Source organism: Saccharothrix syringae (genome assembly GCF_009498035.1).
Lineage (GTDB): Bacteria > Actinomycetota > Actinomycetes > Mycobacteriales > Pseudonocardiaceae > Actinosynnema > Actinosynnema syringae.
Map to the genome: position 1 here is coordinate 5,318,203 of NZ_CP034550.1, position 10,565 is coordinate 5,328,767.

The window sequence follows — 10,565 nt, forward strand, 5'->3', positions numbered from 1 at the left end:
GGCATGACGGAAGCCACCACCACGGCCCGGCACTCGCTGTGGTCCGAGATCATCCCCCAGGGCCGGTTCCCCGCTCTCCGCGGCGAGACGACGGTCGACGTCGCGGTCGTCGGCGGTGGCATCACCGGCGTCACCACGGCCCTGCTGCTCAAGCGGGCGGGCCTGACCGTCGCGCTGGTCGAGGCCGACCGCGTCGCGGGCGGCGTGACCGGCAACAACACCGCCAAGGTCACCGCGCTCCAGTCCACCCTGTACTCGCAGCTGGTCAAGAAGCAGGGCGTGGAGGCCGCGTCCGACTACGCCGCCGCCAGCCTGGCCGCGGTCGGGTTCGTGGCGGCGCTGGCCGAGCGCGAGGGCGTCGACTGCGACCTGCGCCGCCGCCCCGCCTACACCTACGCCCTGACCGAGGACGAGCTGCCGTCGGTCGAGCGGGAGGCCGAGGCCGCGCTCCGGGCCGGCCTGCCGGTGGTGCGCGACCGGGGCGAGCTGATGGGCGTGCCGTTCGAGGTGGCGGGCGCGGTCCGGCTCGACGACCAGGTGGTGTTCCACCCGGTCAAGTACGTGCGCGGGCTGGCCGAGCTGGTCGACGGCGACGGGTCGCGCGTCTACGAGCACAGCCGCGTGCTGCGCGTCGAGGACGGCGAGCCGGTGCGGGTGCGCACCGAGGGCGGCACCGTCGTGGCCGACCGCGTGGTGATCGCCACGCACTACCCGATCCTCGACCGCGGCCTGTACTTCGCCCGCCTGGAGGCGATGCGCGCCTACTGCGTCGCCGCCCGGCTGCGCTCCGGCACGCCCCCGACCGGCCTGGCCATCAGCGCGGGCAGCCCCTCGTGGTCGCTGTCGACCGACGGCGAGCTGCTCATCGTCTCCGGCCAGGGCCACGCCACCGGCTCCGACGAGGGCGAGCCCTACGACGAGCTGGTGAAGTTCGCCCGCGAGCACTGGGACGTCGAGGAGGTCACGCACCTGTGGTCCGCCCAGGACGCCGTGCCCTACGACCACCTGCCGATGGTCGGCCCCTACACCCCGGGCAACCGGCGGCTCTACGGCGCGACCGGCTACCAGAAGTGGGGCCTGTCCAGCGGCACGTTCGCCGCGATGATCCTCGCCGACCTGGTCACCGACCGGGACAACGCCTGGGCCGAGCGGTTCAGCCCGCACCGGCTGTCCCTGGGCTCCACGCCGACGCTGGCCAAGATGAACGCCAAGGTCGCCGCGGACCTGGTCGGCGACCGGCTGCGCACCGCCGACGTCGGCTCGGTGGACGAGGTGCCGCGCGGCGAGGCGCGCGTGGTGCGCGACGGCACGGACAAGGTCGGCGTCTTCCGCGACGACGAGGGCGGCGTGCACGCCGTGTCGATGCGCTGCACCCACCTGGGCTGCCTGGTGCGCTTCAACTCCGCCGAGCGCAGCTGGGACTGCCCGTGCCACGGCTCGCGGTTCGACGTGGACGGCGCCGTGCTGGAGGGCCCGGCGACCGAGCCGCTGCCGCGGCGCGACCCCGCCTGATGACGATCGGGGTCGAGGAGGAGTTCCTGCTGGTCGACCCGGCCACGCGACGCCCGGTGGCGCGTGCCGGGGAGGTGCTGGCGCGCATCGACCGGGACGCCCTGCCCGCCGGGGCCAAGGTGCACCGGGAGCTGGTCGGCACGCAGCTGGAGTTCGCCACCGGCGTGTGCGACGACCTGCCGGAACTGCGCGACCAGCTGCTCACCGGCCGCCGCGCGCTGGACGCGGCGGCCCGCGCCGAGGGCCTGCGGCTGGTCGCCACCGGCACGCCCGTGCTGGCCGACCCGGCGCCGCCGCTCAGCCGCGGCGAGCGGTTCGAGGTCATCGAGGGCATCTACCGCGGGCAGGTCGCCGACTACCAGTGCTGCGGCTGCCACGTGCACGTCGGCGTGCCCGACCGGGACACCGCCGTGCACGTGGTCAACCACCTGCGGCCGTGGCTGCCGACCCTGCTCGCGCTGGGCGGCAACTCGCCGTTCCTGCTGGGCCGCGACACCGGTTACGCGAGCTGGCGGATGCTGGAGCAGGCCAAGTTCCCCGGCGCGGGCGTCACCCCGTTCTTCAAGGACGCCGCCGAGCACGACGCGCAGGTCGAGCGGCTGGTCGACGCCGGCGTGCTGGTGGACGCGAGCCAGACGTTCTGGCTGGCCCGCCCGTCGCCCGCGTACCCGACGGTGGAGGTGCGGGTCGCCGACACCGCCGCCACCACGGCCGGCGCCGTGCTCCAGGCCGGTCTCACCCGAGCCCTGGTGCGCACCGCCCTGGCCTCCGACGAGCAGCCGCCGGAGCTGGACGACCAGGTGCTGGCCGCGGCGCTGTGGTCGGCGGCCCGCCACGGCCTGGCCGGGCCGGGCGTGGACCCGCGCACCGCGCGCCGCGTGCCCGCCGCGGAGCTGGTCGAGGCGTTGCTGGCGCACGTGTCCGACGCGCTGGGCGGGGACCGCGAACCGGTCCGGTCGCTGCTGCGCGGCGCGCTGGCCGGCGGCACGGGCGCGCAGCGGCAGCGGGGCGCGGGGGAGCCGGGGGCGGTGGTGGACCTCCTCACGTGCATCGTCACCGAAAGTGGGTAGTCCACGCGCATGACCTCTTTGGACCATGCCGTCTCCTCGGCCGTGCTGCCCGCGCCGCGCGGGCCGTTGTCCGCGGCGGTGCTGGACGTCCTGCGGGGCACGGACGTCCTGCGGGGCGCCCTGCCCGCAGTCGGCCTGCCGTCGGACGTCACCGCCGACCCGTACGGCGAGGACCTCCAGTTGGCGCTCCACGTCTGCTACGAGCTGCACTACCAGGGCTTCGCCGGCGTGTCGGAGGAGTGGGAGTGGGACCCGGAGCTGCTGCGCTTCCGGGCCGGGCTGGAACGCGCGTTCCTGGACGCGCTGCGCGCCGACGTGCCCGGCGGCACCGACATCGCCGGTGTGCTGGACGAACTGCTCGTCGAGCCGGTCGACGGCTCCGGCGTGAGCCACTTCCTCAAGGACGAGGGGGAGTGGTGGCACGTGCGCGAGTACTTCGCGCTGCGCTCCATCTACCACCTCAAGGAGGCCGACCCGCACGCCTGGGTCATCCCGCGGCTGCGCGGGCGGGCCAAGGCCGCGCTGGTGGCGGTGGAGTTCGACGAGTTCGGCGGCGGGCGCGGCGACCGCATGCACTCCCAGCTGTTCGCCGACCTGCTCGTCGGCGCCGGCCTGGACGACGGCTACCTGCACTACCTGGAGCACGCGCCCGCGGTCATGCTGGCCACGGTGAACCTGATGTCGCTGTGCGGCCTGCACCGGTCCCTGCGCGGCGCGCTGGTCGGGCACTTCGCCGCGGCCGAGATCACCACCGCGCCCAGCGCGGCCCGGATGGCCAAGGCGTTGCGGCGGCTCGACGCGCACCCGGACTGCGTCGAGTTCTTCACCGAGCACATCGAGGCCGACGCCGTGCACGAGCAGGTCATGCGCCGCGACGTGATCGGCGACCTGCTCGACCGCGAACCCGGGCTGACCGCGTCGGTGGTGTTCGGCGTGCAGGCCACCGAACTGCTCGAAGCCCGCCTGGGCGAGCACCTGCTCGGGGCGTGGGAGAAGGGGCAGACGGCGCTCCGCCTGCCCCTGTGATCCCGGAAGCCTAGCGACGTTTGCGGTGGCTCGTGTCGCACAGCGGGTAGCGCTTGCTGCGGCGGCACGAGCAGACCGCCACGACGAACCGGTCGGAGCACACCACCGACCCGTCCTCCAGCTCCATCTCGACCGGCCCCTCCACCAGGAGCGGCCCGCCGGGCACCACGGTCACCTTGCGCACGTCACGCGGCGTCGGCACGGATCACCACCAGTTCCTCGTGCCGCTGGCCCTGCTCGATCAACCCCTGTTCGAGCAGCCACGGCGCCCGGGCGCGCATGACCGGCCCGAAGGGGATGGTCCGCCGGGCCACCACCGCCGCCTTGAGCCCGCCACCGCGCAACTGCCGCAGCGTGACGTCCGAGTCGCACAGCGCGGAGTGCACGATCAGGCCCATCCCCTTGCGTGCCAACAGCATCGGCATCACCGCGCACAGCCGGTCGAGCACCGCGCGCCCCATCGCCCCGGCGTCCCACGCCCGCTCGCACCCGCGCCGGGGCACGCCCACACTGGGCACGTAGGGCGGGTTCGCCGTGATCAGGTCGAACTCCCCGGTGCCGACCAGGTCGCCGAAGTCCGTCCGCAGTGCCCGGACCGGCACGCCGTTCAGGCGCCCGTTGACCCGCGCCGCGAGCACCGCGCGCCGACACAGGTCGACTGCGGTCACCTCGCCCGCACCCGCGCGACCGGCGGCGATCGCCAGCGCACCGGTACCCGTGCACACGTCCAGCACCCGCGCACCGCGCGGGACGCCCGCTTCAGCCAGAGCATCGACCATGAGCCAGGTGTCTTCCTGCGGGCGGTACACACCGGGCGGCCTCCACAACCACATAGGACAGTGGTTCCCGGCGTTCCGGCGCGCAAACGAACCCGTTCTTCGCGGTTCAAGTCCCCCTGACAGGGGAACCCCCGGTTCCCGGACATGGAGGTTCCTATGGGCGTAGTGGAAGCGGCGCGCGCCGCGGCCAGGGAACAGGTGCTCGTGGCCATGCTGGGCATCCCGCGCCTGCTGGCGCACCCGGTGTGGCGCGACGCCGACCCCGACCAGGGCCGCGGCGTCGGCGTCCTGCTGGTGCCGGGGTTCGGCTTCGGCGACCTGAGCCTGCACCTGACCGCCACGTGGCTGCGCAACCGGGGGTACGTGCCCGCGGGGTCGCGCATCGGCCTGAACGTGGGGTGCACGACCGAGCTGGTCGACCGGCTGGAGAAGCGCCTCCAGGCGCACGTCGAGGCGACCGGTGGACCGGTGGTCCTGCTCGGCCAGAGCCGCGGCGGCGGCCTGGCCAGGCTGCTGTCGGTGCGCCGCCCGGAGCTGGTGCGCGGCCTGGTGATGCTGGCCAGCCCGGTGCTGGACACCCTGGGCGCGCACCCGAGCGTGGTGAAGGTGGCGCGGACGCTGGCGCGCCTGTCCGCCATGGGCCTGCCCGGCCTGCTGGACGAGGACTGCTTCCAGGGGTCGTGCTACGAGACCAACTCCTCGGCCATGGCCAAGCCGCTGGAGGTGCCCGCGGTCGCGGTGTTCTCGCACAACGACCTCATCGCGCCGCCGAAGCTGTGCGCCGACCCGTGCGCGGAGTGCGTGGAGGTCGGCAGCACCCACACCGGCATGGCGCTGGACCCGGAGCTGTACGAGCTGCTGGAGCCGAGGTTGGCGGCGTGGGCGCGGGCCGGGGAGGAGAAGCGGCAGGAACCCGAGCTGGTACCGCTCGCGCACTCGGCGTGAGTTCCGGGAGCACCCGCCGCCCCCATGGCGACGAGGTTCCCGACTTCGCGCGGTCCACTTCGGACAGAGGAGTCACGGGCCTTTTCCGGCTCGGCTCTGGGAGCGCTTCCGGAGTGCCGGTCACGGGTTGCCCGGGAGGTCGACGCGGACCGCGTCGGAGACGACCCGGTCCCGGTGGACGCCCGGGAACCTGCGCGCGACCTCGGTCGGGTCGTAGACCACCGAGACCTCCAGCGCACCGGCCGGGTGGGTGTACCAGTCGCCCAGCCTGAACGCGGTGCCCGCCCGCTGGCCCGGGGCGAGCGGGCGGAGGTCGTCGGCCGGGTGCGGCGCGCGGTGGTAGAGCTGCGCCGGCCCGCCGACCGCCTCCCCGGTGACCGGGTCGCGCAGCACCGCGTACAGCTCGCGGTCGGTGCCCCCCTCGTACCCGACGGCCAGCCGACCGGCCACGACGACGGTGGCGTCACCGGTGTTGACCAGCGCGACCCGCACGAGGTCCCTGACCACGTGGAGCCGGACCTCCAGCGGCGTCACGGCAGCACCACCGCGACGTAGTTCGCCCGGAGCCCGGCGTGCGCGGCCCGCTGCGCGGGTGTCCCGGCGTCGATGCGCCGCAGGACCTTCCGCCGCACGGCGACGAACTTCGCCCGGAACCGGCGGCGGTCCGCAACCGACATCAGGTTCCAGTTGGCCAGGCACCGGGTCGCGTCGCTGACGAAGGCGTCGTGGGTGGGGTTGACCGGGTCGAGCGGTTCCTCGGGCATGCCGACGCTGAGGACCTCCAGGGCCTCGCCGAGGAACTCGTGCGTCGCCGCCGAGGTGATGCCCTGGCGCAGCCGGCGCACGTGCTCCAGCTCGTGGGCGATGTTGTGCACGGCGCCGGAGAAGGGCAGGGTCAGCGCGTTCGGACCGACCCGCACCCGGACCGGTTCGCCCGGCCGGAAGTCGGTGGAGGCCAGGGCGGTGACCGCCGGGTCGAAGAAGACGGCGAGCAGGTTGCCGTCGTCGGTCAGGTCGAAGAAGTCGACCAGCAGCCGCAGGGCGGCGTTCGGGCTGGTCGCGACGAGCCGGGTGTAGAAGACCTCGGTGGTCGCCGGCCCGATCCTGCCGTCGACGGCGATGCCCGCCGCCTGCTGCGCCTCCGCGACGAACTGGGTGGTCGTCACGTCCCACACCCCGGTCACCGGAGCCCCGACCAGGCCCTGGACGGCGCGCGCGGAGCGTTCGTCGGAGTACTTGGCGCGGGTGAAGGCCAGCCCGCTCCGCGCCTGGGCCGCGGTGAGCCGGGTGGGCGTGGCGGCCGCGGGCGCGGCGGCCGGGGCGGGCCGGGCCAGCTCGCGTCGGATGGTGTCGCGCAGCGTGGTGGCACTGGTGAAGGCCCCGTCCCCGACCTCGACGACGCGCAGCCCGCCGGACTCGAACCGGGTGGAGGCGGGCGAGAATTCGGGCCACGGGATCAGGCCCCCGAGCAGCCGCATCCCCTCGAACGTGAACGCGCCCGCGTTGTGCCGGACCACCAGCACGTCGCCGCCGGTGCGCAGGTCGTAGAAGTCGAGCACCAGTTGGATGCCGTGCTCGGGGCGGTGGCCGGCCAGGCTTTCGGTCACCAGGCGGTCCATGGTGGCCTGGTCGACGACGCCGTCGTCCCCGAGCCCGCGGGCCGTCTGCCAGTCGGAGGTCGCCCGGACGGTGCCCGGCCCGATCACCCCGTCGCGGTTCGCGGCGGGCACCCCGGTGACCGTTTGCAGCACCCGCACCGTGAGGCTGTCGAACAACCGCCGGTCCGCCGCGACGGCCGCGGTGCTCTCCGCCGGCGTCAGGGCCCGCCGCTGGACGAGCGTGCGCGCCACGCCGCGGTTGCCGACCGACCGCTGGAGTTCGACGAGGTGCCCGGCCTCGGGGCGCTGGTCGGGGGCGGGACGCGCGGGTGGCCGTCGCCTGGGCGCGGGCTCGGCGTGGTGCGTGGACACACTCCCGCCCTCCTCGCGAGCCGGGGCCGACCTCCCCAGTCTCCCCGGTCGACGCCTCCGGGGCCTGCCCCTCCGGGCAGCCGCGCGGCCGCGCCGGGCTGCGTGGACGGGCGGTCGGCGTCAGGTGGGCTTGCGGACCAGGCCGGTGTAGGCGGCGACGGCGAGGGTGGCCATGGCCCACAGCAGGGCTTGCAGCGCCCAGAGGAGGTAGGTGAACGCCTGACCGCGGCGGGTGGCGGTGTCGAGGTCGCAGCGGGCGCGCAGCCCGGTGGCGCCCAGGGGCAGCCCGCGGTCGATGCCCAGGCCGATGAGTTCCGCGGTGGAGCAGGGCGTTCCCCGGCCGCCGTCGGTCGTGCTCACCACGCGCTCGGCGGCGTGGTGACCGGCGCGGGTGGGGACCTGCCCGGCCGCGTAGGCCAGCGCACCGGTCAGGGCCAGGACCACGACCAGGGCGGTGACCAGGCGGTGGGCGCGGTAGCCGTAGCGGCCCAGCCAGCCCCACAGCCAGTGCCGCCACCGCGCCACTCGGCCCTCGAACGCGTCGGGCGCGCGACGCCGCAGGTCCTCCTGCTGGGCGATGAGCACCTGACGGGCGTTGCCGTCGTGCCCGGCGGCCCGCTCCGCGGCGGCGGGCACCGCGATCCGCCGGTCGCCGTCCGCGCAGCCCCGGCGACCGGATTCCGCGCGCTCCCGCAGGCACATCACCGAGGCGGGCAGGTACAGCACCCTGTCCACCCACACCTTGCTCAAGATCAGGAGGGAACCGGAGTCGTGGTCCAGGTCCGGCACGCCCACCACCCGCACACCCCGGACGCGCACCCCGCGCGGGTCCAGCTCGCCGTGGCGGCCCAGCAGCAGTTCCCGGACCAGTTCCGCCCGGACGCACGGGTCCGCGCCCTCGACGGTCGCCGGCCCACGCGCCCCGGCGGGCGGCGTCGACCACCTCCTGCTCCCACGAGCCCTAAATGACGTGCCCGGTGATCACCGCCGTGGCAGACTCCACCCCCCGATGCGGGAGGGGTGGGGATGAAGCTGGGTGAGGCGCTGGCGCTGCGAGCCGACGTCGCGCGACGTGTCGAGCAGTTGCGCGCGCGAGTGGCCGGCAACGCCCGCTACCAGGAGGGCGAGACGCCCGCCGAGGACGCCGTGGAGCTGCTGGCGCAGGCGGTGGAGGCGTGCGACGAGCTGGAGTCGTTGATCCGCCGGATCAACCGCACCAACGCCTCGACCCCGCTGGGCGGCGGCACGATCACCGACGCCCTGGCCCACCGCGACGCGCTGCGCCTGCGCCACGGCCTGCTCACCGCCGCCGCCGACGCCGCCACGGGCCGCAACCAGCACGGCGTGGCGCGCCAGCTCCGCTCCGAACTGCTGTACGTCTCGGCCCTGCCGGTGGCGCGGCTGCGCGCGGACGCCGACCGGTTGGCGCGGGACATCCGCGAGGTCGACGTGGCGATCCAGCAGGCGAACTGGCAGGTGGACCTGCTGGACTGAACGAGTGGCAGGAGCGGGTAGTCGCCCGGGGGGCGAGCGCACACCGCGGGCCGGCGGTCAAACCAGCCCACCTTCTCCGGCGCGCGGAGGGCAGCGCGGGGGTTCGATTCCCCGGATCACGACGCAGCCCAGGACACCTCACCGGTGACCGTGCACGAAGAACACCGCACCACCACGCGCTGATCCCGGACGACGAGGGCGGGCAAGGGGTTCCCTGCCGCGGCGGGGCCCGACGCGCACACCGCGCGCCGGGCCCCGCCCATCACTCGATCCAGTGACACCCGGCACCCCATCGGCTGTCGCGCCCGCGACCGCCCCGGTGCCACCGTGGTCGCGAGGGGACCCGCCACCCGAGGAGTGGGTGCACGTGAGCCGCGCGACCGCACCAGTGGACATCCCCGTCGCCCGGGGCCGGCTGCCGCTGCTCGGCCACGCCTGGCCGGTGCTGCGCGACCCGGTGGACTTCCTCGCCTCGCTCCAGGGCCAGGGCGACCTCGTCCGCGTCACCGTGGGCCCGTTCGACGTGGTCGTGGTGTGCGACCCGGACCTGGCCCACCAGGTCCTGCTGGACGACCGCGCGTTCGACAAGGGCGGCCCGTTCATCGAGCGCGCCCGCGACGTGGTGGGCGACAACGTGAGCACCTGCCCGCACTCCGACCACCGCCGCCGGCGCAGGCTGGTCCAACCCGCCTTCCACCCCGACCGGCTCCCCGCCTACGGGCGCGTCATGTCCTTCCAGATCGCCGAGCGGGTCAACTCGTGGCACGACGGCCAGGTCCTCGACGTCCCTGCCGAGATGGCCATGATCGCCACGAACGTGTTGACCTCGACCATGTTCTCCGACACCCTCCCGCCCGCACGGCTGCGCAGGGCCCGGCGGGACGCCGACACCGTCGCTGGTGCCGTCCTGCCCAGGATGTTCCTGCCGCGGGCGTTGACCCGCCTGCCGCTCCCGGTCAACGTCCGCTCCGCCCGCGCCCGCGACCGGCTGCGGCGGAGCACCCTGGCGGCCGTCCGCGCCCGGCGCGCCGAGGGCGGCGACCGGGGCGACCTGCTGTCCGCCCTGCTCGCCGGGTACGACACCGAGTCCGCGGACGACCGGCGCACCTCGTCCGACACCGAGCTGGTCGACGAGATGCTGGTCTTCCACCTCGCGGGCAGCGAGACCACCGCCGTCGTGCTGTCCTGGGCGCTGCACCTGGTCGCCGGCGACCGCGAGGTCGAGCGCCGGCTGCACGCCGAGGTCGACGCCAACCTCAACGGGCGCACCGCCACCTACGAGGACCTGCGCGCGCTGGAGTTCACCGGCCGGGTCGTCACCGAGACCATGCGCCTGCGCCCGCCGATCTGGCTGCTCAACCGCGAGCTGACCACCGACGCCCGGCTGGGCGGCCACCACCTGCCCGCGGGCACGGTGGTGGCGTGCAGCCCGTACGTCGTCCACCACCGCGCCGACCTCTACCGCGACCCCGAGCGGTTCGACCCCGACCGCTGGGACCCGGCCGCGCGGCCCGTCCCGCCGCGCACCGCGTTCCTGCCGTTCGGCCACGGCGCGCGCAAGTGCGTCGGCGACCGGTTCGGCGTGGTCGAGGCGACCCTGGCCCTGGCCTCCATCGCCACCCGCTGGCGCCTGGCGCACCTGCCCGGGGAGGAGGAGGTGCGCCCGGCCGCGTCCGTGGTGCTGCGGCCACGCCGACTGCACATGCGCGTCACCCGACGTGCCCGCTGACCAGGCTTTTTGCCCGACCCCAAAGGCCCGCCAAAGGCGC

Annotated in this window: 11 protein-coding genes; 6 read left to right on the plus strand and 5 right to left on the minus strand. The window is 74.9% G+C overall.

The features are described from left to right. The first annotated feature begins 3 nt into the window (after window positions 1-3). From EKG83_RS23065 to EKG83_RS23075, 3 genes are read left to right on the plus strand one after another with little or no spacing between them, the layout of a single operon-like run. Window positions 4-1,512: an FAD-dependent oxidoreductase gene (locus tag EKG83_RS23065; protein ID WP_033429441.1), complete on the plus strand. Its 1,509-nt coding sequence runs from the start codon at window positions 4-6 to the stop codon at window positions 1,510-1,512. Then, window positions 1,512-2,582, plus strand: coding sequence for a carboxylate-amine ligase (locus EKG83_RS23070; protein ID WP_033429440.1), 1,071 nt, complete (start codon window positions 1,512-1,514; stop codon window positions 2,580-2,582). The genes EKG83_RS23065 and EKG83_RS23070 overlap by 1 nt, the downstream gene beginning before the upstream one ends. Before the next feature lie 9 nt (window positions 2,583-2,591). After that, the gene (locus EKG83_RS23075) at window positions 2,592-3,608 is read left to right on the plus strand and encodes an iron-containing redox enzyme family protein (RefSeq protein WP_033429439.1); all 1,017 of its coding nucleotides are present in this window, start codon (window positions 2,592-2,594) and stop codon (window positions 3,606-3,608) included. Window positions 3,609-3,618: 10 nt separating this feature from the next. Here the strand turns inward: EKG83_RS23075 and EKG83_RS23080 are convergent, their stop codons facing one another. Together EKG83_RS23080 and EKG83_RS23085 are read right to left on the minus strand one after the other, a co-directional pair. After that, entirely contained in the window at window positions 3,619-3,810 is a 192-nt protein-coding gene (locus EKG83_RS23080; RefSeq protein WP_033429438.1) for a CDGSH iron-sulfur domain-containing protein, read from the minus strand. Further along, window positions 3,794-4,441 (minus strand): HemK2/MTQ2 family protein methyltransferase, encoded by a 648-nt coding sequence (locus tag EKG83_RS23085; RefSeq protein ID WP_033429437.1) that lies wholly within the window; start codon window positions 4,439-4,441, stop codon window positions 3,794-3,796. The genes EKG83_RS23080 and EKG83_RS23085 overlap by 17 nt, the downstream gene beginning before the upstream one ends. A gap of 102 nt (window positions 4,442-4,543) precedes the next feature. On the opposite strand from EKG83_RS23085, the gene EKG83_RS23090 reads away from it, so the two are divergent. Then, window positions 4,544-5,332, plus strand: coding sequence for an alpha/beta fold hydrolase domain-containing protein (locus tag EKG83_RS23090; RefSeq protein WP_051765069.1), 789 nt, complete (start codon window positions 4,544-4,546; stop codon window positions 5,330-5,332). 120 nt (window positions 5,333-5,452) lie between these two features. On the opposite strand, the gene EKG83_RS23095 is transcribed toward EKG83_RS23090, so the two are convergent. The 3 genes from EKG83_RS23095 to EKG83_RS23105 all read right to left on the minus strand — a co-directional run bounded on the left by EKG83_RS23095 (window position 5,453) and on the right by EKG83_RS23105 (window position 8,121). Beyond that, complete coding sequence (locus EKG83_RS23095; protein ID WP_033429436.1) at window positions 5,453-5,866, minus strand: hypothetical protein; 414 nt, start codon at window positions 5,864-5,866, stop codon at window positions 5,453-5,455. Beyond that, a complete protein-coding gene (locus EKG83_RS23100) occupies window positions 5,863-7,302 on the minus strand; it encodes a peptidoglycan-binding domain-containing protein (protein WP_051765067.1) in 1,440 nt (479 codons plus the stop codon). The genes EKG83_RS23095 and EKG83_RS23100 overlap by 4 nt, the downstream gene beginning before the upstream one ends. 120 nt (window positions 7,303-7,422) lie before the next feature. Beyond that, window positions 7,423-8,121 carry a hypothetical protein gene (locus EKG83_RS23105; protein WP_153278314.1) on the minus strand — a complete coding sequence of 233 codons (699 nt, stop codon included), beginning with the start codon at window positions 8,119-8,121 and terminating at the stop codon, window positions 7,423-7,425. 207 nt (window positions 8,122-8,328) lie between these two features. Here EKG83_RS23105 and EKG83_RS23110 point away from each other — a divergent pair, with 207 nt between their 5' ends. Then, the gene (locus EKG83_RS23110) at window positions 8,329-8,796 is read left to right on the plus strand and encodes a DIP1984 family protein (RefSeq protein ID WP_033429433.1); all 468 of its coding nucleotides are present in this window, start codon (window positions 8,329-8,331) and stop codon (window positions 8,794-8,796) included. 367 nt (window positions 8,797-9,163) lie between these two features. Continuing rightward, the gene (locus tag EKG83_RS23115) at window positions 9,164-10,525 is read left to right on the plus strand and encodes a cytochrome P450 (RefSeq protein WP_228122789.1); all 1,362 of its coding nucleotides are present in this window, start codon (window positions 9,164-9,166) and stop codon (window positions 10,523-10,525) included. The last annotated feature ends 40 nt before the right edge of the window (window positions 10,526-10,565 follow it).